The organism is Oleiphilus sp. HI0132 (assembly GCF_001635845.1).
Window position 1 is genome coordinate 1 of the sequence record NZ_LWGJ01001690.1, and the last position, 1,131, is coordinate 1,131.

Genomic DNA, 1,131 nt, shown 5'->3' on the forward strand with positions numbered 1-1,131 from the left:
ATTCTGGAACAGGCCAACACCCGCCCTTGGTGGAAGGTGATCATGGCTCAGTTTCAGGATGTAATGATTATGGTGCTACTCTGCGCGGCGGCGATTTCCGGTCTAGTCGGTGAAGCCGTGGATACACTTATTATCCTTTGTATTATTGGCCTCAATGCAATATTGGGCGCTTTTCAAGAATTCCGGGCTGAAAAAGCGATGGCTTCTCTTAGAGCCATGGCGACACTCGAGACGCTGACTTTACGCGATAGCAAATGGCAGACTATTTCCAGCACGCAACTCGTCCCTGGCGATATTATTAGCCTGGAGGCCGGCAACGTAGTGCCTGCCGATGTTCGCCTTGTCGAGGGCAAGGATATTGAGTGTGATGAATCATCACTGACAGGTGAATCTCTTGGTGTTGATAAACGTGTCGAAGCACTTGAACACGAAGATACCTTGCTCGCTGAGCGCAGCAATATGCTATTCAAAGGCACTCAGATCAACAGGGGCTCAGCTCAATGCATTGTCACTGCCACAGGCATGGAAACCGAGCTGGGGAAAATAGCCTCATTGCTAAAAAGCGCTAAACAGAGCCATACGCCACTCCAGAATAGGCTAGCCCTATTCAGTAAGCGTCTCGCTATCAGTATTGTGTTTATATGCCTGGTTGTGATTGTCCTTGGCCTTATTCGGGGTGAACCCTGGTTATTAATGCTGCTAACCGGTATTAGCCTAGCTGTGGCAGCCATTCCCGAAGCCCTACCTGCTGTTGTAAGTATTGCCTTAGCCTTAGGGGCAGCAAAAATGATCAAGATTAATGCCTTGATGCGTAACCTACCTTCTGTCGAGACCTTAGGCTCGGTTAGCTACATCTGCTCTGATAAAACCGGCACTCTCACTCAGAACAAAATGCACGTAGACAAGCTAATTACACCTGAAAGCAAACCTTACGCCCTGAACAGTTTGGCTCAAAGCTCGCACCTTGCACATGTGCTCTCGCTCAACAATGATGTCAGGGTTAGTCGCGAGATAGAGCAGTCTAGTGGCGAACCGACAGAGCTAGCCTTGTTCAACTGCGCAGCCCAAGCTGGCTTCCTAAAAACAGAACTTGAGAAATCGCTTCCGCGCGTTGCCGAGTGTGCCTTTGAC

General features: G+C 49.4%; 1 protein-coding gene. It reads left to right on the forward strand.

Annotation, left to right across the window (positions count from 1 at the left end; translation table 11 throughout):
* Positions 1-1,131: HAD-IC family P-type ATPase (locus A3766_RS25900; RefSeq protein WP_156509151.1), on the forward strand; the 1,131-nt coding region annotated here is incomplete at both ends.